The 22296-nt window shown below is 61.1% G+C and carries 13 protein-coding genes; 8 read left to right on the forward strand and 5 right to left on the reverse strand.

All coding sequences use genetic code 11. The annotated features are described in order from the left end of the window. On the reverse strand, window positions 1-201 hold a 201-nt coding region (locus ABEV74_RS11465), incomplete at its 3' end, for a hypothetical protein (protein ID WP_430146147.1). Between the two features lie 357 nt (window positions 202-558). Here ABEV74_RS11465 and msrA point away from each other — a divergent pair. From msrA to ABEV74_RS11500, 7 genes are all read left to right on the forward strand, one after another. After that, window positions 559-1542, forward strand: coding sequence for a peptide-methionine (S)-S-oxide reductase MsrA (gene msrA, locus ABEV74_RS11470; RefSeq protein ID WP_062491020.1), 984 nt, complete (start codon window positions 559-561; stop codon window positions 1540-1542). Window positions 1543-1690: 148 nt separating this feature from the next. Next, window positions 1691-10021, forward strand: coding sequence for a glycoside hydrolase family 94 protein (locus ABEV74_RS11475; RefSeq protein ID WP_430146149.1), 8331 nt, complete (start codon window positions 1691-1693; stop codon window positions 10019-10021). A 176-nt stretch (window positions 10022-10197) separates the two neighbouring features. Beyond that, window positions 10198-11175, forward strand: coding sequence for an ABC transporter permease (locus ABEV74_RS11480; protein ID WP_430146151.1), 978 nt, complete (start codon window positions 10198-10200; stop codon window positions 11173-11175). Between the two features lie 27 nt (window positions 11176-11202). Then, on the forward strand, window positions 11203-12084 hold the full coding sequence (locus ABEV74_RS11485) for a carbohydrate ABC transporter permease (protein ID WP_430146224.1): 882 nt from the start codon (window positions 11203-11205) through the stop codon (window positions 12082-12084). Between the two features lie 49 nt (window positions 12085-12133). Further along, a complete protein-coding gene (locus ABEV74_RS11490; protein WP_430146153.1) occupies window positions 12134-13822 on the forward strand; it encodes a type 2 periplasmic-binding domain-containing protein in 1689 nt (562 codons plus the stop codon). A gap of 98 nt (window positions 13823-13920) precedes the next feature. Continuing rightward, entirely contained in the window at window positions 13921-15801 is a 1881-nt protein-coding gene (locus ABEV74_RS11495; RefSeq protein WP_430146154.1) for a cache domain-containing sensor histidine kinase, read from the forward strand. Between the two features lie 2 nt (window positions 15802-15803). Next, window positions 15804-17411 (forward strand): response regulator, encoded by a 1608-nt coding sequence (locus tag ABEV74_RS11500; protein ID WP_430146226.1) that lies wholly within the window; start codon window positions 15804-15806, stop codon window positions 17409-17411. Here the strand turns inward: ABEV74_RS11500 and ABEV74_RS11505 are convergent. Together ABEV74_RS11505 and ABEV74_RS11510 are read right to left on the reverse strand one after the other, a co-directional pair. Next, window positions 17305-18282, reverse strand: coding sequence for an alpha/beta fold hydrolase (locus tag ABEV74_RS11505; RefSeq protein ID WP_430146155.1), 978 nt, complete (start codon window positions 18280-18282; stop codon window positions 17305-17307). The two genes, ABEV74_RS11500 and ABEV74_RS11505, sit on opposite strands and share 107 nt — an antisense overlap. Window positions 18283-18328: 46 nt before the next feature. Then, window positions 18329-18619: a helix-turn-helix domain-containing protein gene (locus ABEV74_RS11510; RefSeq protein WP_430146156.1), complete on the reverse strand. Its 291-nt coding sequence runs from the start codon at window positions 18617-18619 to the stop codon at window positions 18329-18331. 71 nt (window positions 18620-18690) lie between these two features. Here ABEV74_RS11510 and ABEV74_RS11515 point away from each other — a divergent pair, with 71 nt between their 5' ends. After that, a complete protein-coding gene (locus ABEV74_RS11515) occupies window positions 18691-19518 on the forward strand; it encodes a hypothetical protein (RefSeq protein ID WP_430146158.1) in 828 nt (275 codons plus the stop codon). Window positions 19519-19700: 182 nt separating this feature from the next. Here the strand turns inward: ABEV74_RS11515 and ABEV74_RS11520 are convergent, their stop codons facing one another. Both ABEV74_RS11520 and ABEV74_RS11525 read right to left on the reverse strand, forming a co-directional pair. Then, window positions 19701-20654, reverse strand: a complete 954-nt coding sequence (locus ABEV74_RS11520; protein ID WP_430146159.1) for a D-2-hydroxyacid dehydrogenase — start codon at window positions 20652-20654, stop codon at window positions 19701-19703. A gap of 663 nt (window positions 20655-21317) precedes the next feature. Further along, window positions 21318-22160: a DDE-type integrase/transposase/recombinase gene (locus ABEV74_RS11525; RefSeq protein ID WP_430146161.1), complete on the reverse strand. Its 843-nt coding sequence runs from the start codon at window positions 22158-22160 to the stop codon at window positions 21318-21320. Between the last annotated feature and the right edge of the window lie 136 nt (window positions 22161-22296).

Consider the following 22296-nt stretch of genomic DNA (forward strand, 5'->3'; position numbering starts at 1 on the left):
GTTTGATGCAACGCTAGTGCATAATCGCAGTAATTTGAGCGTTCGGGCCGTTAATAGCGGGAAAAAACTGCATTTTTGCAGGATTGGTTGATTTGAAATGAATGAAAAATGCCACGCCATGCCGCCTTCGCCGAGCACGAACTTGAGCCGGGAAACTTCTCGAATATCCCCCTCGCACACCATGCAGTCGAGATAGGCCATAAACATCCGAGATAGGTCACGAACATTCGGTATAAGCCATAAACATCCGAGATAGGTCACGAACATTCGGTATAAGCCATAAACATCCGAGATAGGTCACGAACATTCGGTATAAGCCATAAACATCCGAGATAGGCCGCGAACATCCGAGATAGGCCGCGAACATTCGAGATAAGCCACGTACATCCGGGATAGCCCCTCTTTATTCCGTTACGCGCCGCCCGGCGGCTGGTGAGCGTGAGAAAAACGACGATTTCCGATTTGCTTATGCATACGGTTTTCACTTATCATCGAATTATAACCATATCGTTTTAATCAGATATTGACCATACAAGCGGCGAAAGGAGATTGATCGAAATGAGCGACAACGAGCGCAATACGGAATTGGACGCGGGCCTGGAGCTGGCGACATTCGCCGGCGGCTGCTTCTGGTGCATGGTTTCTCCGTTCGAAGAGATGCCCGGCATTAAAAAGGTCGTATCGGGCTACACCGGCGGACATAAGCCGAACCCGACCTATGAGGAGGTATGCTCGGGGACGACGGGCCATGCGGAAGCGGTGCAAATTACGTTTGACCCGAACGTGTTTCCCTACACGAAGCTGCTCGACATTTTCTGGCAGCAAATCGATCCGACCGATGCGGGCGGCCAGTTTCACGACCGCGGGGATTCGTACAGAACGGCGATTTTTTACCATAATGAGGAGCAACGGCTGGCGGCCGAGGCGTCCAAGCGGGAGCTTGAAGCAAGCGGCCGCTTCGATCGGCCGATCGTGACGGAAATCGTCCCTGCGGGGCCGTTCTATCCCGCCGAGGAATATCATCAGGATTACCATAAAAAGCAGCCGCTCCGCTACAAAATGTACAGAAAAGGCTCGGGACGCGACGCCTTCATCGCGAAGCACTGGAGCTTGCCGAAGGACGAGGCCGAGCTGAAGCGCCGGCTGACGCCGCTCCAGTACGAGGTGACCCAACGGGGAGCCACGGAGCCGCCGTTTCACAACGAGTTTTGGGATCATAAAGAAGAGGGACTGTATGTCGACATCGTCTCCGGCGAGCCGCTGTTCACCTCGCGCGACAAGTATGACTCGGGATGCGGCTGGCCGAGCTTTACAAAGCCGGTGGATCCGTCCAACGTGACGGAACATATCGATTTGAGCCACGGCATGATCCGGACCGAGGTGCGGAGCCGGAAAGGCAACTCGCATTTGGGTCACGTATTCGACGACGGACCGAAGCCGGGCGGCCTCCGCTACTGCATCAATTCGGCCGCTCTCCGGTTTATTCCGAAAGAAGATCTGGAGAAGGAAGGATACGGCGAATACCGGCACCTGTTCGATTGACGGGACGGCCCCGACGGGGCCGAAGCGGCGACGGGCTCATATTTTTCCTCCGCCTTGGGAATATTTAGTTCAGGCAATGTTTGCAGCCGACGGTTGCGAGCATTGACGCGTATTTTCCCAAAACGCATGTTATTCGAAGGGGGAAACTATGATTCTGAACGCCGAGCAACTCGAACAGCAGGCGCGTGAGCTGGCATTGACCCACAATCCGGACGGGGCGCGGCGGCAAGGCAAGGCATTATGGAAATCGTTTCATCGCGATATGGAGAGCTTGCGGAAGTATGCGGCGCTGCTGAAGCAAGAGGGAGCCGTCTGCTCCCAGCCGGCGGAGGAGTGGCTGCTTGATCATGCCGATTTTATGGAGGAACAGGCGTTGTCCGTCCGGCGCGGACTGGGCGGCATCGCCTCCGGCCGGCTGCCGATGCTGCGCGGATCGGACGAATGGCGGGCAACGGCGATATGCCGGGAATATCTGTCGCTTGTCGACGGCGCTTACGACGAAGATACGTTTGCCGCTTTTGTGAACGCCTATCAGGAAGCGGCGGTGCTGACGATCGCCGAGTGCTGGTCGTTCCCTGTGCTGCTGCGCGTGGCGCTGATCCGCCGGTATGCGGCCGTGATGCGGTCGGTGCGCGAACGCAGGAAGATGTGCGAGCAGGCGGATGCGATTCTCGAACCGCTGTTCCGGGAGCGGGAGAAGCCGGACGGAAGCGCGGTCAGGGATGCGCTGGAGAAGGCCGGCATTCCGATGCCGCTGTCCGGCGGGCTGATCGTATATCTGGCATCGCGGCTGAACGAATGGACGGACGACGCCGCCGCGGTGCGCGACTGGCTCGTCTGCAGTCTGGATAACGGCGCGGAAAGCCTGAACCGGCTTATCACCTACGAGCACCGGCTGCAAGCTTCCTACGAATTGGCGGCCGGCAATATCATCCGGAGCCTCAGGTCGCTCGCCAGGGGCGAATGGGAGTCCGTATTCGAACAAATATGCGTCGCCGAGCGGACGCTTCGCGAAGAGCGCGCGGGCACGTATGCGCTCATGACGGCGGAAAGCCGCCACACGCTGCGCACGCGGGTGGAACGGCTGGCGCAGCGGATGCGCGTGCCGGAGAACCTGGTCGCCGAGCGCGCGGTCATGCTCGCCGGGCGGCACGCAGACGATACCGAAGCGGGAGCTTCGGAGTCGGTCGACGGCAAGCCCGGACCGAACGCGCCGCTCCCGCCCCGCAGCGCCTATGTCGCCTACTATTTGCTCGACCCTGCCGGAATGGCCGAACTGCAGCGTTCGCTGCGCGAATGCGCCGATCCGCGCCGCATGCCCGAGACGTTCTTGCTGCCGCGCGGATCGGCGGCTTATTTTACGCTGCTGGCCGGACTGTTCGCCGCGGCGCTGACGCTTTTTGCAATCTGGTCGGATCGCGGCGCGGCTCTCGGCCCCGGCCTGCAGGCGCTGCTTCTGCTCGCGCTGATCATGCCGGCGGGGGAATGGGCGGTCACGATTGCGCACGGCCTCATTCGCCGCACGTTCCGCTCCCGTCCGCTGCTGCGCTACGATTACGCTTCCGGCGTCGCGCCCGACGCCGCGACGATCGTCGTCGTGCCTGTCATCTGGTCGCGGCCCGAAGAAGCGGACGAGCTGGCCGACCGGCTGGAGCTGCATTATTTGGCTAACCGCGATCCGAATATCTATTTCGCGCTGCTCGGCGATTTTGCCGATGCGGATGAAGAGCGGAAAAAGACGGACGAAGCCGTGCTGGCCCGCGCCCGCGAACGGATCGAGGCGCTGAACCGGACCTATTCGGACGGCGAAGGGGGACGGCAACCGTTCCTGCTTCTGCAGCGGCACCGGAAGTGGAACCCGTCGGAAAATGTCTGGATGGGCTGGGAACGAAAACGGGGCAAGCTGGTCGAGTTCGTCGAGCTGCTGCGCGGCGGCAAGGAGACGAGCTTCGGCGTCATTGTCGGAAACCGCGATATATTGTCCCGCATCCGCTACGTCATCACGCTGGATGCGGATACGCAGCTGCCGATCGGCTCCGCCCAGCGGATGATCGGCACGATTCATCTGCCTTACAACCGCCCGCGCCTGAACGCGGCGGGAACGCGCGTCGCGGAAGGATACGGCGTGCTGCAGCCGCGCATCGGAGTGAGCTACGCTTCGGTGCAGGAATCCCGGCTTACGCGGCTGTGGGCCGGAGAACCGGGCATCGACCCGTACGCGTTTGCGGTGTCCGATCCGTATCAGGATGCGCTCGGTCAAGGCATTTTTACCGGAAAAGGGATATTCGACGCGGAGATGTTCGCCCGCGTGCTGAGCGACCGCATTCCCGACAACCGCGTGCTCAGCCACGATCTGCTGGAAGGCGGCTTTCTGCGCGGCGGCTTGCTGGCCGATATCGAGCTGATCGACGGCCATCCCGCTTCGTTCCGGGCTCACCAGCGCCGGCTGCACCGGTGGGTGCGCGGCGATTGGCAGCTGCTCTGCTGGCTGATGCCGCGCGTATGCGACCGCCACGGCCGGCTCAGGCCGGTCGATCTGCCGGCGCTCACCCGCTGGCAAATGATCGACAATTTGCGCCGAAGCTTGCTGCAGCCGGCGTTGTATGCGCTGCTGCTGCTCGGCATGCTGCTGCCGCCGCCCGCCGGCGGCTCCGCCGTCGCCATCGCGCTGGCGACGATCGCGATGCCCGTCGTTCGCGCCATCGTGGCGCCGGCGCGGCTCGTTCGCCGTCCGGGTCTGCTGCTGCCGGCCGCCGGACAGGCGGCGGTGACGCTCGCCGCGCTTCCGCATCAGTCGGCGCTGCTGCTCGATGCGATCGGCCGGACGCTGTTCCGGCTGTTCGTATCGAAGCGCCGCCTGCTGGAATGGACCAGCTCGGCGGAGACGGAGCGGCGCAGCCGCAAGGAGAAGCTGCAGCTGTCCGGCTACCGGGCCGGCGTCGCATTGACCCTGCTGTTTGCCGCGGCAGCGGCATTCGCCCCTGTGCCCTGGCTGCGCTGGACGGGGCTTGCGATCGCCGTCATATGGCTGGCCGCTCCGCTTGTCGCCGGCTGGCTGAGCCGTTCCCCGGCTTCCGCGCCGGAAGCGTTGAAAGATTCCGACAAGGACGAGCTGCGCGCTGTGGCCGAGGAAATATGGAAGTATTACGAGGAATACGCCGGCGAGCGCGACCATTGGCTGCCGCCGGACAACGTGCAGATCGATCCTCCCACAGGGGCGGCGCACCGGACATCGCCGACCAATATCGGGCTGATGCTCGCCAGCACGCTGGCGGCCCGCGATTTCGGGTTTATCGGCACGCCGGAGCTGATCGAGCGGGTGGAGCGGACCGTCGGCACGATCGAGCGGATGGACAAGTGGTGCGGCCATCTGTACAACTGGTACGATACGACGACGCTGCGTCCGCTGCCGCCCGTTTATGTCTCGACGGTCGATTCGGGCAATTTCGTCGCTTATCTGATCGTTGTGAAGGAAGGCGTCACGGAATGGGCGGCCCGCGACAGCGAAGACGAATGGCGGGAAAGGGCGGAGCGGCTCGCGGCCCGGATCGAGCGTCTGATCTCGGATACGGATTTTCGCCCGCTTTACGACGAACGTACCCAACTGTTCGCGCTCGGCTATCATGCCGGGCTGAAGCAGCGGGAGACGATTCTGTACGACCTGCTCGCTTCCGAGGCGCGTCAGGCCAGCTTCCTGGCGATCGCGACGGGGCAGGTGCCGCCTTCCCACTGGTTCAAGCTGGGGCGGGCCATGACCCGGTCGGGCAAGCATCCGACGCTGATGTCATGGTCGGGGACGATGTTCGAATATTTGATGCCGGCCCTCGTCATGCGGACGTACCGCAATACGATATGGGACGCCACGTACCGGGGCGTCGTCCGGCGCCAGATCGATTACGCCCGCCAGCGCGGCGTCCCGTTCGGCATATCCGAATCCGGCTACTATGCGTTCGACTACCGGATGAATTACCAGTACCGGGCGTTCGGCGTGCCGGGGCTCGGCTTCCAGCGCGGGCTTGACGAAGAGCTTGTGGTCGCGCCGTATGCCACGATTATGGCGCTGCCGTACGCTCCGCGGGAGGCGTTGGCCGATTTGCGCCGCATGGCGGCGGCCGGCGCCCGCGGGAAGTACGGTTACTATGAGGCGATCGACTACACGGAGAAGCGGATGCCGGATCAACGCGACCGGATGGTCGTCCGCAGTTTTATGGCCCATCATCTGGGCATGAGCATGCTGACGCTCGGCAATTTGCTGCTTCCTTACAAGATGTACGACCGGTTTCATCGCGACAAGCGGGTGCAGGCGGCCGAGCTGCTTCTGCAGGAACGGGTGCCGGAGAAGCCGGCGATCGTATCCGACGCGTCCGCCCGTTTCAAGACGCGGCAGCCGGCAAACCGCGAGGAGGCGGGGATGCCGCTGCGCGAGTTCGACACGCCGCATACGCCGGTTCCGGAAGTATGCGTGCTGTCGAACGGCTCGTACACGACGGTCGTCACCAACCGGGGAGGCGGCTTCAGCCGGTACGACGGCATCGCGGTATCCCGCTGGCGGGAAGACCCTGCCGTCGATCCGCCGGGGCAATGCATGTACATCCGCGACGTGGAAAGCGGGGATGTATGGTCGCCTGCCTACGGTCCGTGCATGACGTCGTCCTCCGACCAGCGCGCGCAGTTTTCGCTGGAGCAGGCGCGGTTTCTGCGGCGGGACGGCGAAATCGCCACCGAGCTCGACATCTGCGTGTCGCCGGAGTCGGATGCGGAGCTAAGACGGCTGACCTTGACGAACGAAGGGGACCGGACGCGCATCCTCGAGGTGACGACCTATGTGGAGCTGGCGCTCGCGCCTCCGGCCGCGGACGATGCGCATATGGCGTTCAGCAAGCTGTTCGTGCAGACCGAATACGATGAAGCGGCCGGCTGCCTGCTCGCCGTCCGCCGGCCGCGCACCGAAGACGAGCAGCCGCGCTGGGCGGCGCATGCGCTGACCGCGGGCTGCGAGCCGCTCGGGCCGGTCGAATACGAGACGGACCGCTCCAGCTTCATCGGACGGGGCCATACGCTCGCCCGTCCGCAAGGACTCGCTTCTCGGCTGACGGAAACGGTCGGCGCCGTGCTCGATCCCGTCTTCGTCATGCGCAGGCGGGTGTCGGTCGGACCGGGCGAGCGCGTGTCCTTGTTCGCGGCGACCGGCGTGGCGGGCGAGCGCGGCGAAGCGGTGGAGATCGTGCGCGCGCTGTGCGGCGCGCAGCAGGCGGAACGGACGTTCCAGCTCGCCTGGACCCGCAGCCGCATCGATCTCAGACATCAGCGGCTGACCGCCGCCGAAGCGACGCAGTTCCAGACGCTGGCGGGCCGGCTGCTCTATCCGGCGCCGCTGCGCAAGGACCGGGCGAAGGCGATCGCGGCGAACGTCAAAAGCCAGACCGGCCTGTGGCCGCTCGGCATTTCCGGCGATCTGCCGATCGCGCTCGTGCGTATCCGGGACAGCGCCCATCTGTCGTTCGCCGCCAAAATGATCGCCGGTCACGGCTATTTGCGCCGTCTCGGTCTGCCGTTCGATCTGGTGCTGCTGAACGAATCGGACGACGGCTACCAGCAGGACATGCAGGAAGCGCTGCGGCGCGCCATCGAGCAGAGCGCCGACTATCCCCATCCGCAGCCCGGCGGGGTATACCTCGTCGCCGCTTCGCAAATCGCCGATGCCGAGAAGACGCTGCTGCTGGCCGTCGCCCGGGTGACGCTGCGCGCCGACGGGCCGAGCCTCGGCGCGCAGCTGCGGGTCAAGACCGCCGGCAACCGGCCGGCGGAGGCGGAGCAGCGGCCCGTGATGACCGCGGCGGGCTCCGCCCCGCCGCGCGAGGCGCCGGATGCGGCGGAAGATCCGGAGGACTGGGAGCTGTTCAACGGCTGGGGAGGATTCTCTCCCGACGGAAAGGAATACCGGATCGTGCTGCGCGGCGGCAAATATTTGCCCGCCCCGTGGTCGAACGTGCTGGCGAACCGTTCGTTCGGCTGCCTCGTGACGGAGCTTGGCACCGGGTATACGTGGTGGCGCAACAGCCGTGAGTTCAAGCTGACGCCATGGTCGAACGACCCGGTGCTCGACCCTCCGGGCGAGGCTTGTTATATCAAGGATGAGGAAACGGGCGACATCTGGTCGCCCGCGCCTTCCCCTACGCTGGAACCGGCCAATTGCACCGTCGCCCACGGGCGCGGGTATACGCGGTTCAGACGGCTCTGCCGCGGGCTCCGGCAGCAGATGACCGTCTTCGTGCCGCGGGAAGACGCCGTCAAAATCGTCGAACTGCAGCTGGAAAATGTAGCGGACAGCCCGCGCACGCTGTCGGTCGTCTATCGCTGCGACTGGGTGCTGGGCGTCCGCCGGCCGGACAGCGCGCCGCATATCGTGTCGGAATGGGATTCGACAGCGGAATGTTTGCTGGCCCGCAATACGTATCAGGATACGTTCCGGGATGCGGTCGCTTTCCTTCACGTGCACGATAAGGACGGCGCGGTCGCAGCGGACGAACCGGACGAAGCCGGCATGCGGGCGCAGGCGGACGACAGGCTGTCGTACACGGCGGACCGTGCGGAACTGTTCGGTCCCGGCGGGGCGCCGGAACGGCCGGCCGGCTTGGCCGGCGACCGGTTGTCGAATGCAACCGGTCCGCACGCCGACAGCTGCGGCGCGATCCGGCTGCGGCTTGAGCTCGCGCCGCGCAGCGTCCGCAAAGTGTATGTGCTGCTCGGAGCGGCGCCTTCGCGAGAAGAAGCGGTCCGCCTCGTCCGCGAATACGGCAGCGCGGAAGCTTGCGAGACGGCTTTCGCCGATATGCGCGATTATTGGGACGGCATTCTCGACCAAATCGTCGTGAAAACGCCGGACAAAGAGATGGATCTGCTGCTCGGCGGCTGGCTGCTGTACCAGACGCTGTCCTGCCGCATGTGGGCGAGAACCGGCTTTTACCAGGCGGGCGGCGCGTACGGCTTCCGCGACCAGTTGCAGGATTCGCTCGCGCTGCTGCATACGCGTCCCGACCTGACGCGCGCCCAAATATTGCTGCATGCGGCCCATCAATACGAGGAAGGCGATGTGCAGCATTGGTGGCACGACGAGACGGGACGGGGAATCCGGACCCGCTATTCTGACGATTTGCTGTGGCTGCCCTACGCCGTATCGCGGTACATCGCGCATACGGGGGACGAAAGCGTGCTGGACGAAATCGTCCCTTACCTGCACAGCCCGCCGCTTGAGGAGCATGAGCACGAACGGTACGAGGAGACGGTCCGTTCGCCGCAATCCGGCACCGTATACGAACATTGCTGGCGGGCGATCGAGCGGGCGTACCGGCTGGGGGAAAACGGCATGCCGCTAATGGGCATCGGCGACTGGAACGACGGCATGAATTCGATCGGCGACCTCGGCCGGGGCGAAAGCGTCTGGCTCGGCTGGTTTTTATGCGACGTGCTCGAACGGTTCGCGGCAATTTGCGAGCTGCGCGGCGAGGCGGCAAGGGCGCTGACCTGCCGGAACCGCCGGCAAGCCATCGCCGATGCGCTGAACGAACGCGCCTGGGACGGCGAATGGTACAGGCGCGCCCGGGCGGACGAAGGGCACTGGATCGGGTCGAACCGCAACGAAGAGGCGCGGATCGACGCCATCGCCCAGTCCTGGTCCGTCATCTCCGGCGCCGCCCCGCGCGATCGCGCGCTTAAGGCGATGCGGTCGTTCGATCGCGAGCTGGTCGACCGCGGCCTGGCCGTCGCCCGCCTGCTCACGCCGCCGTTCGACCGGACGGACCCGAACCCCGGGTATATTCAAGGCTACCCGCCCGGCATTCGGGAGAACGGCGCGCAATATACGCACGGCGTCATCTGGAGCGTCGTCGCCTGGTGCATGCTCGGCGACGGGAACAAGGCGGCGGAATTGTTCCATATGCTCAATCCGCTGGCTCACGCCCGCAGCCCCGGCGACGTGCGGACATACGCCGGCGAGCCTTACGTGATGGCGGCGGACGTCTATACGAGCGCGCCGCACGAAGGGCGGGCCGGATGGACGTGGTATACCGGCTCGTCGGGATGGATGTACCAGGCCGGCATCGAATGGATACTCGGACTGCGCCGCGAAGGCGGCAAGCTGATCGTCCGGCCCTGCATCCCGGACGATTGGCCGGGATATACCGCCATCTACCGCTTCGGGACGACGAATTACCGGATCGTCGTCCGCAATCTGGCCGGCGGCGCGCTTCCGCCGGACCCGGACGGCCGGGACGATGCGGCAGAGATGCCGGAGATGCCCGAGACTCCGGAGAGCGATGCGCACATCCGGCTTGAAGGAGATCCGGACACCGGCGTTTCGTTCGAGCTGTCCGACGACGGCCGCCAGCATGTCGTCACCGTCATGCTGCGGCCGCGTACCGCGCAGCCGGATGCCGGGCAGCCGTCTGCCGCCGCCGGCAAAGCTTTGCCGCATACGTAACAAGACAGCCCCTCCGCTATTCCTCAAAAAAATAGCGGAGGGGCTGTTTAGCGTAAATTTTGACCCTCGATCGGAAAAATGGAACCTTACTTTTCGCCGTTCCGGCAGATAGACTGTAAATACAACCGATTTTCGAAATCGCTTACAATACGCAAACGACAGACGGAGGATCATTCATGATGAACACCATACGGCCCGATCGGCCGCTTCCCCCGCCGATCCAGCCCGCGTCCCGCGGACTTCGCGCGCGGAGGCTGCTGCGCAGGCTGGCCGCCCAGCGCTACCTGCAGGCGATGGCGCTTCTCGGCGTCGCCTGGATGGTCGTCTTCAACTACATTCCGATGTACGGAATTGTAATCGCCTTCAAAGATTTCAGCATCATCCGGTCCGTCGCGGAAGCGCCGTGGGTCGGCCTGGAGCATTTCAAGGCGTTTCTGGAAGACGAAGAGCTGCCGAACGTCATTCGCAATACGCTCGGCATCAGCGTCATCAAGCTGGTCATCGGCTTTCCGCTGCCCATTCTGTTCGCGCTGTTCCTGAACGAGCTGCGGTCGCTCCGTTTCAAGAAGTCGATCCAGACGATCTCGTATTTGCCCCATTTTCTGTCCTGGGTCATTCTTGGCGGCATTTTGGCGACATGGCTTGCCGATGTCGGCATCGTCAACAAGCTGCTCCTGTCGCTCGGCCTCATATCGGAGCCGGTCAGCTATTTGGCCGAACCGTCCTATTTCTGGACGATCGTCATCGCCTCCGACATCTGGAAGGAGCTCGGCTGGTCGGCCATCATCTATCTGGCGGCGATCGCCGGCGTATCGCCCGAGCTGTACGAGGCGGCTACGATCGACGGCGCCGGACGATTCCAGAAGATGTGGTATGTCACGCTCCCGGGCATTAAAGGAACGGTGACGATTCTGTTCATTCTTGCGGTGAGCGGCGTGCTGAACTCCAACTTCGACCAGATTCTCGTCCTGCGCAATCCGCTCAACGAGAGCGCCAGCAACGTGATCGACATCTACGTCTACCAGACCGGATTGCTGAACGCCCGTTATTCGTATGCGACCGCGGTCGGACTGATCAAATCGGTCATTGCGCTGATGCTGCTGCTGGCCGCCAACACGGTCACGAAGAAGCTGAACCAGTCTTCACTATTCTAGTCAAAAGGTGGTTTCCTCAAGGTGCTGATGCTGAAACGCAAAACAGCCGGGGAAAGCGTCTTCGACGCCGTCAACATCCTCGGCATGCTGCTTATCTGTTTCCTTACGATCTACCCGATCTGGTATGTGCTTGTCAATTCCTTCAACGACGGGCAGGACGCGATGCGGGGAGGAATTTACTGGTGGCCGCGCGTGTTCAGTTTCGACAGCTACCGGGCGGTATTCGCAAGTCCCGGCATTATGACGGCGATGGGCGTAACGGTGGCCAAGACGGTCGTCGGGACGGCCGCCCACGTCTTCTTTACGGCGATGGTCGCCTATGCGGTATCGCGCAAGGAACTGATCGGCCGCAACCTGTACATGACCGTCGGCACGATCACGCTGTTTTTCGGCGGCGGTCTCATTCCGTACTATTTGCTCATTCGCGACCTGCACCTGCTCGACAGCTTTCTCGTTTACATCATACCGGCCATGTTCAGCTTCTTCCATCTTATCATCTTCCTGTCCTTTTTCCGCGATATACCCGAAGGGCTGGAAGAAGCCGCGCGCATCGACGGGGCCAACGACCTGTCGATCTTCTGCCGGATCATCATTCCGGTATCAATGCCCGTCGTCGCCACCATTGCGCTGTTTCACGGCGTATATCAGTGGAACGATTATTTCACGGGCATGATTTATATCAACAACCAGGATTTGCAGCCGATCCAGACCTTTCTGTACCGCGTCGTCGCGCAATCGAGCTCCAACCAGATGGTGGCGGCCATGCCCGGCGGCATATCCAAAAGCGTCACCTCCCAGTCCGTCAAGCTGGCGACGATGGTGGTAACCACCGCGCCGATCGTATTCGTTTATCCGTTCCTGCAAAAATATTTTGTCAGAGGGCTGATGATCGGTTCGATCAAGGGCTAGGGAGTTTCCATAACCTGAAACTTATAAATCGAAAAGGGGTAGGTATAGGATGGCAAACGACAGGGCGAAAAAACTTCTGGCGCTCGCGCTGATCTTCGGTCTCGTATTCGCATTGGCGGCTTGTTCGGGCGGCGGAAGCACGGCCGGGGAAGACCAGGGGACCGCCAAGAAGGAACCGGCCGGCGAAACGCCGAAAGAAGAAAGCCAGCCGCCCAATCCGGATGAGCCGGGCTGGAAGGCGGACACCTCGCCGATTACGTTCGACTGGTATTTGAACTTCTCCTGGTTTCCGAACAAATGGGGGGTGGATCCGACAAGCCAGTATGTAACCAAGAAAACCGGCGTCGATATCAATTTCATCGTCCCGGCCGGAAACGAGAACGAGAAATTGAATACGATGATCGCTTCGGGCAAGCTGCCGGATTTCATTACGCTGGGCTGGTACGAGGACGGCGTCCAGGCGATGATCGACGGCGGGCTGGTGCTGCCGCTTAACGAGCTGGCCGAGCAGTACGACCCGTATTTCTTCAAGGTGGCCGATCCGGCCAAGCTGTCCTGGTACACGAAGGATGACGGCAATGTGTACGCATATCCGAACGCCTCGTCTTCTCCGAAAGACTTCGAGAAATATTCCCGCGAATATACGTCCAACCAGACGTTCGTCGTCCGCAAGGACATGTACGAAGCGCTCGGCAAGCCGGACATGCGGACGCCCGAAGGCTTTCTGAATGCGCTCAAGGCGGCGAAGGAGAAGTTCCCGGACGTGAACGGACAGCCGCTTATTCCGATCGGCCTTCACGAATTCAGCGAGACCGGCAACTATTCGCTGGAAGGCTACCTGCAAAACTTCCTCGCCATTCCGATGGAGAAGGACGGGAAGCTCTACGATCGGGTGACCGATCCCGAATATATCCGGTGGTTGAAGACGTTCCGCAAGGCGGAAGAGGAAGGTCTGCTCGCCAAGGACATCTTCATCGACAAACGTCCGCAGATGGAAGAGAAAATCGCCCAGGGCCGCTATTTCGCGATGCTGTACCAGCGCAGCGACTTTGCCGCTCAGCAAAACGTGCTGTATGCGAACGATCCGAACTCCGTCTATATCGCGGTGGACGGTCCCGCGAACAGCAATATGGACCCGCCGACGCTGGCCGGACCGGGCATCTCCGGCTGGACGGTGACGCTGATCTCCAAGGACGTCAAGGACAAGGAGAGAGCGATCCGGTTTCTCACCTATCTGATCAGCGAGGAAGGAAACAAAGATTTGTACCTGGGCGAGAAGGGCGTCACGTACGATACGATCGACGGCAAGGACCAGTTCAAGCCGGAAGCGCTCGAATTGCTGAACAAGGACCGGTCGGCATTCGACAAGCAATACGGCGCGTCATACACCTTCTGGATGCTGATGGATACGAACATGAATTTGCAGTGGGCGCCGCCGAGCGTCGAGCCCGCCAAGCAGCTTGAGGATTGGACCAAAGGGAAAACGAAAAGCTTTTCCCAATTCGATCAGATCAATCCGACCGGCAATTCCGAAGAGGGCATCGCCAATACGAAGATCGGACAGCTATGGGGGAAAACGCTGCCGAAGCTGCTGCTCGCCAAAACGGACGAGGAATTCGACAAGCTGTTCGACGAATTTTTGAAAAAGCGCGAAGAAGCGGGCTATGAGAAGGTGCGCGCTTATCAGCAGCAAAAATACGAGGAAAATGTAAAACGGCTCGAAGAGTTTTTGAAATAAGCCGTTCGGACCGCCGGATGGCCGTCCGTCCCCGAAAACCCAAATTCGTTTGGGTTTTTCGGCTTTCTTCGTCAAAGTCAAAGGATGTGATGCGCGATATGTTCAGACGACCCGGCTCCGCCTTAGAACGCTGGCTCGTCCGAATCGGCCAGCTGTCGCTGCAGAAGCGGTTGTTCATCATTTATATTTTGATCATTTTGCTGCCTGGCGTGCTCATATCCGTTCCGGTGTTCAACCAGCTGTCGCACAAGTATTTGGAAGACGTGCGGAAAACGAATATAACCGCGCTCGAATTTGAAACGGTCAATATCGCCCGCAGCATCGAAACGATGGAACGGGCGGCGCAGCTGGCCGTCTCCGACAAAGATATTTTGTACTATCTGGAGCAGACGAGCGAACCGAACACAAGCGAATTGATCGATTTTAACCGGAACGCCGTAGCCAATCTTCTCCGGCTCCAGTACAACAATCCGAACGTCGAGCATATCCGGCTCTATGCGGAAAGCCCGTTCGTCATCGAAATATGGCCGGTGTTCATTCAGGCGTCGCGGATTCGCGGCGAGCCGTGGTATGAGAAGGTGCGGGAGCGAAACGGCAAGGAGCTGTGGACGTTCGACCGGCAGGACCGCGATCCGATACTGCGCAACGTGGACGCCGAAAAAGTGAACCGGCCGAAAATTTCGCTGCTGCGCGAAATCGAATACCCGATCGGCCGGGACGTCGGCATTATGCAGATCGACATGCTGCTTGCCAATTTTTTTCCGAACACGTTCCGGGACGCGCATGACGGGCAGTCGCAAATGTTCGTCGTGGACGGAGACGGCCGGTTTTATTATGACGTTTCGAGCCCGTTTCTGAACCGGACAGGGCTTTCGACGCAGCAACTGGCGAGCCGGCTCGAAAGCCGGGAGCCGGGCGTGCACAGCGTTACGTTTACGGCCGGCAACCGGCCGTTTCTGTGCGCGTATGTGTACAACGAACGGATCGGCGCCTATCTGATGCGCGTCGCGTCGCTGGAAAACGCGCTTGCCGCCGTCAACCAGACCCGAAACGGCATGCTGGCGGTCATTCTTGGCCTGTTCGCCGTCTTGTCGGCCGCAACTTATTTTTTGCTCTCCTACATTTTGAAAAAATTGCGCGTGCTTACCGAATCGATGAAAAAGGTCAGACAGGGCGATTTCAACTTCGATCTTTCGATTAAAGGCGGGGGAGAGGTGGGGGAGCTTGCCCATCATTTCCGAAAAATGCTGAAAAAAATCAACGAGCTGATCGCCGAAGCCGTCACGAAAAACGCCGCAACGAAGGAAGCGGAGCTGAAATCGCTGAAAAATCAGATCGATTCCCATTTTCTGTACAATACGCTGGAAAACATCAAGATGCTGGCCGAAATCGAAAATCAGCCGGCCATCTCCGACGCGCTGACTTCGCTCGGCGGCATGATGCGCTACAATTTGCAGTGGACGAGCGAATATGTGCCGCTGCGAGACGAGCTGAACCATATCGCCAATTACGCGGCCATTATGAACATTCGCTTTGCGGAAAAAATCGTCATCGTCAATGAGATACCGGATATGTATCTGGACCGCCAGCTTTTGAAAATGTCGCTGCAGCCGATTATCGAAAATGCGGTTCAGCACGGCGCCGCGCCGTCCCGGAAACGCGATCTGACGGTAACGCTGCGGGCGAGAACGGAAGGAGACGCGATGATCATCGAATTGACCGATGACGGCGCCGGCATGCCGGAGCAGAAGGTCGAGGCGCTCAACCGGATGTTCGCGGAGGACGATCCGGAGCGTTCCGCGTACTGCGGGCAACGAGCCGATCGTCCCGCGCGCGGCGGCATCGGCCTGCGCAACGTCAATCAGCGGATGAAGCTGTTTTACGGCAAAGCGTACGGTTTGCGGGCCGAAAGCAAAGAAGGGGAGTATACGCGCATCTGCATGAGCGTTCCATATATCGACTCGGGAGGCGAGCTATAGTGATGCGGACTTTGCTGATCGTGGATGACGAACCGAATATCCGATTCGGACTGAAGGCGATGATCGAGCGGGAACAACCCGGACGCTACGACTTCTGCTTCGCGTCCGACGGGGAAGAGGCGCTCGTTCATATGCGGAGCCGGACGATCGATCTGGTCATAACCGATATTCGCATGCCGGGAATGGACGGCCTCGCGCTGATCCGCGAAATCCGTTCGTACGCCTCCGCTCCCGAGGTGCTGATTCTGAGCGGCTACGACGATTTTCAATACGCGAAGGAAGCGATCCGTTACGGCGTCAAAGAATATTTGCTCAAGCCGATCGTGCGCGAAGAGTTGTTCAAGGCGCTGGAGCGGGCCGGCAGCGAGCTGGACCGGCAGCGGGAAGTGGCAGGCCGGCTGAACGCGCTCGACCGGGCCCGGGACGAGCTGCTGGCGGCGCAGCTCAATTATATATGGCTTCATCCGGACATCGGGGAGGAAGAAGTGGAGCGCCGCTGTGCCGATATCGGCTTAAGCGCGTTCGAGCCGCTCTATTATGTCGGCATCCTGCGCTGCCCGGCAGGAGAGCGCTGTCTGGCGGCGGCGCGCCGCTGCCTGGCCGCGGCCGTCAAGGAAAGCGGCGACGGCGCTGCGGCATCCGCGAGAACCCGGGCCGTCGCGGCGGAGGACAAGGACGGACAGCTCGTCTTCGTGACGAACGACGCGGCATTGCCGGACGTGCTGATGGCGCATCTTGCGGCGGAGCGGCACGATCGCAGCTGCATCGGCTTCAGCGCCGGACTTCGCCGGATCGGGGAATTGAAGCGCGGTTTCCAGCAGGCTTCCCGCGCGCTGAAATATCGGTTGCTGCTGTCCGGAGCGGCGGGGCGGGTAATCCGGTACGACAGCGTGAAGGAACAAGGCCGCGACTACGTCGTGCCCGTCGAGGCGATTCGCAAGCTGGCGAATATGCTGGGCACCGACCGCGACAGCGAAATGAAGGCGCTGCTTGCCGAACTGCTCGACGCGAACCGGCTGGCGCGGTACGACATCGCCCTGACCGAACGGATCAGCGCGGCGCTGAACGAGCATGTGTTCGATCAGGCATTCAACCGGTACGGGGAGGAATCGGTCGAAATTATCCGGATGTACAAGCAGGCGGGAGATTTGTGCCGATTCGAGACGATTCGGGATTATCACCGCTGCGTCGAAGATTTGCTGCTGCGGCTGAACGATTACATTCGCGGGCTGCGTTCGGTTTACGGCGAGCATCAGGAGCTTCGCAGGGCGGTCGAATATATTCACGACCATTACGATCGGGATCTGAATATGGCCACGGTCTCGAACCATGTCTCGCTAAGCTATACGTATTTCAGCCAGGCGTTCAAGGAATACACCGGCGAGAGCTTTGTCGTTTATTTGAAAAAAGTCCGCATCGGCAAGGCGAAGGAGCTGCTTGTCCGGACAGACGATAAAATTTACGAGATCGCCGCAAAGGTCGGCTTCGACAGCGTCAAGCAATTCAACCGCGTGTTTCGGGAACTGGAGGGCGTTTCGGCGCAGGAGTACCGGACCGTCCGGCGGGAGCTTCGGGAAAGCCGCCAGCATTCCCCGTTTCCGCGGGTCTGAACGGAGCCGTTCCATCGTGCCGGCGGAGAAAGTCGACGCATGCCCGGTCGACGGCGCCGCCTCCCCGGCCAAGCCAGATCAGATGCCCCCAGGCGTCCGCTTCCGCGAATTCGGCATGCGGAATATGCTCGCAGGCGTACCGGGCATTCCGGATGCCGACCGACATGTCCCACGGGCTGTGCACGATAAGCGCGGGAGCCCGCACCGCTTCCAGATCGGCCTTCCGCAGCTGCCCCGCCTGCTTCAGGTCGAGGGCGAATCCGCTGCCCGACCGCTGGCGATTGTTCATCCGGCGTACCGCTTCGATATCGAGCGGCCCCATCCGGCGCTCGATCTCCTTCAGCGGAAGCAGGCTGATGTTCCGCGCGATGAGCCGGAATCCGAAGCGCGGCCATATATTGCTGGCGAGCCGCAGCGCCAGCCAGGTGTAACGTTCGAGCCATGGCCCGAACAGGATTCTCGCCATCTTGTATTCCCGATGGTCCGGCGTCAGCCATTGGCCGGTTACCGCGCTTAGCAGGACGAGGCTGCGGACGCGCTCCGGATAAAGTCCGGCGAAGCGAATGCCGCTCGGCCCTCCGGCAGAGAAGGCGATGACGTGCACGGCGTCAGCGCCGAGATGGTCGAGCAGACCGGCATAGGCTTCGCAAGCCTCGTCAAGCGTGCGCCCGATCGCTTTGGACGAGCGCCCGTATCCCGGACGCGACGGCGTAATAAGCCGGTAGCCTGCCGCTATTAGCTCGCGGTAGCCGAATTCCTCGCGGCAATTGGAATGGCCCCCGTGCATCATCAGCACCGGCTTGCCTTCCCCGACAACGGAATATTCGAACGGCTCGCCTCTCCATGTCCACAGCCGAATGTCCCTGCGCATGCGCTCCTCCTCCTGTCTTCCTTATTTTTCCCAGGTCTTGCCCTCATCATCCCTTCGGAATGCCGCGGTACGCCGTAGGCGAGCAGCCCATCATCTTTTTGAACAGCCGGGAAAAATAATACGGATCGGACAAGCCGACAGCGCTGGCAATCTCCTTGACACTCCAGTCGGTCAAATCGAGCAGTTGACCGGCGCGCTGCATTTTCATCCGCAAAAAATATTCGACAGGGGGGCAGCCGGTTTCGCGGTTGAACAGGTAAATCAAATGCTGCTTCGACAAGCCGGTATGCCGCGCCAGATCCGAGAGCCGGAAGGAATCCGCCAAATGATCGGTCATGTACCGGATGGCCTGTTCCAGATAGCTCTGCGTCGGAAACCCGCCTGATCCGCGCGGAGCTCGTGCCGGAGTTGGGCGGCAAAATCGTCTCGCTGCTCTACAAGCCGGCTGGCAAGGAGTGGCTGGCGGATGCCGGCCGCCGGGAGCTGGCGCGCGTGCCGTACGGCAGCCCGTTTGCGAAGGCGGACATGAGCGGTTGGGACGAATGCTTTCCGACGATCGACGCGTGCGCCTATCCGGACCCGGAGCGGGACATCCGGCTGCCCGATCACGGCGAGCTGTGGTCCGTGCCGTGGACGTGGTCCGCCTCAGGCGACAGGCTGCGGATGACGGCGGAGGGCGCCGCCTGGCCCTATTCGTTCAGCCGGACGTTGATCTGGCTGGACGACGGCGCGCTGCGGCTGGATTATGAAGTGCGCAACCGGGCCGCCGAGCCGCTTCGCTTTCTGTGGGCCGCGCATCCGCAATTCGCGGTGACCGAACCGACGCGGATTGTCGTGCCGCAGGCGGACGGGCCGTGGCTGTGCGTATACGGCGACCGCCGGTACGAGGCGGGCAGGACGTACCGCTGGGACCCGGCGGAAGGGATCGTTGTGCGGCCCGAGACGACAGGGGAAGCCCGCAAGTTCTATTACGCCGGCAAGGCGGAGGGATGGTCGCGTCTGCAAGGGGAGCGGTCGGGGGCGTATGTCGTTTGTTCCGTCGATGCGGCGCAAGTGCCGTACTTGGGCGTCTGGATCGATGAAGGGGCGTTCAACGACCGGACCGTATGCGCGCTTGAGCCGGGGATCGGCTATTATGACCGGCTGGACCGGGCAGCGGAAGGGGGAACCGCGGGCACGGTCGAGCCCGGCGGCACAGCGGGCTGGCACCTGGACCTGACGTTCGGCCGGCGCTGACCGAAGCGGCCGCGCATCCCCGGGCACTGACCGAAGCGGCCGCACCCCTCGGCCCGGCGTTTCGCTTCCCATATCGTTTGCCATGCGGTGCGAATGGCGCGAGCGAATAAGGATCTGGAGGTTCGCAGTCATGCGCCCGGCGGGGGTAGCGCGAGCGAATAGCGAGTCGATCCTAGGCCCGACTAGTAGCGCCGCTCGTAATCGACGATGTTGCGCGCCGGCCGTCCTTCCCGCAAATACGTTTGCAGATTGTATAAGAACAGCTCGGTTATCCGCTCCTTGTAACGGTTCGTCAGGCCGGACGTATGCGGCGTTATGATGACATTGTCCATCTTCCATAGCGGATGGTCGGCCGGCAGCGGTTCGGGGTCGGTGACGTCGAGGCCGGCGCCGGCGATCGTCCCGTCCCGCAGCGCCTCGACGAGCGCGTCCGTATCGACGGTGGCACCGCGCCCGATATTGAGGAAGCGGGCCGTACGCTTCATGCTGCGGAAGGCGTCCGGGCCGAACAGCCCGCGCGTTTCGTCGGTCAGCGGCAGCGCGTTGACGACGTAGTCGCTTGCGGAAAGTACATCGTGCAGTCCGGTTAGATCGGTCATCGCGTCGAAGTCTGCGGCCGGCCTGCCCGAGCGGCGGACGCCGAGCGTGCGCATGCCGAACGCTTTGGCGATCCGGGCCAGCCGTCCGCCGATCGCTCCCGCTCCGACAATGCCGATCGTTTGCCCGTACAATTCGCCGAACGTCCCCGAGCTGTCCCATACGCCTTTCGCCTGATTGCGAATGGCGGTATGCACGTTCCGGGCGAAAGCAAGCATCATCGCAAAAGCCGTCTCGGTCATCTGGATCGGATGGATGCCGCTCGCATCGGTCAGAATGACCCCTTTGGCCGCCAGCGCGTCCAGCGGCAGCTTGTCGACGCCGGCCGACCACGTCTGCACCCACCGCAGCTTCGAATCGGGGCGCAAACCTTCCGTTTCCACCGCGGGACACCAGCCGCAGACGACTTCCGCGTCGCGAAACGATTCGGCGTCAAGCTCGGACGGTCTTCCGAACAGGATCGACCAGCCGGGAGCGGCCGCCCTGATTTTATCCTCTTGTTCCCGCGTCAGGCCGTGCATGCATATCATCTTCCGCATATCCCTCATCCTTCCGTGGCAGCTGTCGGCTGCGCGGCGCTCCGGTACAACGACGCCGCGCATCGTTCTATGGACCAGTATATCATCTCCGTCTCCCGAAAGGACACAAAATGGGACAACGCGCTTGCGCCTGTCGTCCCAGTAACGGTGCGCGGCCTTCATCATTCTCGATCCCGTCGTTCCGGTCGCAAACCGCGTATGTCGGGCAAACATATCGCAGTAGGCGACAACCCTTTGGCTTCCGGAAGTTCGGCAGTCCGAACGTGTCAACCCATATAAAAATCTAACCGAACAGTGATGGATCACCCATTTAAAAGTCTAACCCAAAGTGTAGTTTAAGGTGGTGGGGGGAACCCCTCACGGATGTGGATCATCTTTCTAACCAATCGAGTTATGAGACTGTTGATAAAGGGTTGGTCCGTCTTGTATCAACCTTTCCAGATGTTGATGTAGCAGTAAAGGATCGATGGTGTCCTTGGCGTTACGAATCTTATCCACAGTGGATTGATCTAAGGAGCCCGTTTCTATTAAGCGTTGGAGAGGCGTTCGGGCCACATCGTATTTTTTGCGGACTTTACCGTCTACCCGCGTCTTGGATACCACCTTGCGCATGGGCAGGAACAGATTGGCGTACTCGTCCAGGCAGGCGTGCACCGCATTGAGTCATTCTACGTCCTGAGGCGTGTCGTAGCGTTCGTATCCTACAACTTCGCGGACATACTGACGATTTTTCTGTTCGACGTGAGCGTTGTCATTCTTGCGGTAGGGGCGGCTTCGGGTAAAGGTAAACCCGCGATCTTTGCAATACCGGCGCAAGTGGTTATTCATGAATTCGCTGCCGTTGTCCGAGTGAATGCCCCATGGCTTCATGGGCCACGCATCGAGTATGTATTGAAGCGCTTGGAAAACGACTTGTTGGCCGCGGCCCAGAATGGCCCTTCGCCGACTGTAGCCGGTTACAATATCGACAACGGATAAGGTGTACGCAAATTGTCCGAGAGAGGATCCGCCATTGTGCTCGACCAGATCAATTTCCAAGGCGCCGGGGCGTTGCTCATCCCAGTCGTAGGTTTGCAAGGGGATTTCGGAACGCAGACGAGAGAAGGATTTGGATGAGCGAGTCGTCTTGCCTGCAGGCTTCTCGCTGAGCCATTTGGAAAGTCTGCGTCCCAAGGTGGTTCGGCTGATCTGGGATAATTGAGAGCGAATCAGTGGTGTCAAGGTTACGTAACCGTGCTTGGCGAGCTTGTCGGCAGTTTCCAGAAGGACAGGGTGCAACCGCTCGGCACAGGGATAATCTAACGCTCTCCAAACCGTCTGAATAACGGGAGCGGCCTCGAGATATTGCATCTTACGCTTTCGGGTACGATTGTTGCCACTGGGGCGTACAAGGCCGTTTAGAACCTGTAAAACGTACTTCCGGTTGTAGCCGACCACTTTGACAATTTCGTCAACAATAGACGATTTTTCGGCACGATTTTTTGCTTTCAAGTAACGGCTCTTCATCGCAGAAATATACTCCTTGCGACTTTGTAAAGACATGGTCACTCAACATCCCCTCGGTTATATATTGATGTGAGTGATCCGTATCCCTTTAAGTTAGATTATAACTGAGTTATTGCGGAAAGTGGATGCCGCGCTC

This window comes from Paenibacillus cisolokensis, assembly GCF_050481165.1.
In the GTDB taxonomy this organism is placed as follows: domain Bacteria; phylum Bacillota; class Bacilli; order Paenibacillales; family Paenibacillaceae; genus Paenibacillus_AH; species Paenibacillus_AH cisolokensis.